Below are 360 nucleotides of genomic sequence, written 5' to 3'. Positions count from 1 at the left end.
CCATCTATTAGACGCGACTGCATTTGAGAAGATGAAAGATGGTGTGATGATCGTCAACACCAGCCGTGGTGAATTATTGGATTCGACAGCGGCTATCGAAGCGCTTAAACAGAGTAAGATTGGCGCGCTTGGCCTTGATGTGTATGACAACGAAAAAGAGCTGTTCTTCCAAGACAAATCAAATGACGTGATTGTCGATGATGTGTTCCGCCGTCTATCTGCTTGTCACAACGTGCTGTTCACAGGTCACCAAGCTTTCTTAACCAAAGATGCTCTGTTCAATATCGCGAACACAACCCTAACCAGCGTTGACGCTTTCTTTGCAGGCAACACCAGCGGCAACGAACTTGTTCAATAACG

At 46.4% G+C, this 360-nt stretch carries 1 protein-coding gene; it reads left to right on the top strand.

The window, feature by feature from the left end:
- Positions 1-358 (top strand): NAD(P)-dependent oxidoreductase (locus A3712_RS21640; RefSeq protein WP_269451434.1); only part of this gene is annotated, 358 nt, incomplete at its 5' end.
- Positions 359-360 lie beyond the last annotated feature (2 nt).

Source organism: Vibrio sp. HI00D65 (genome assembly GCF_001635455.1).
GTDB lineage: Bacteria > Pseudomonadota > Gammaproteobacteria > Enterobacterales > Vibrionaceae > Vibrio.
This window is presented reverse-complemented; position numbering and strand designations above follow the sequence as displayed.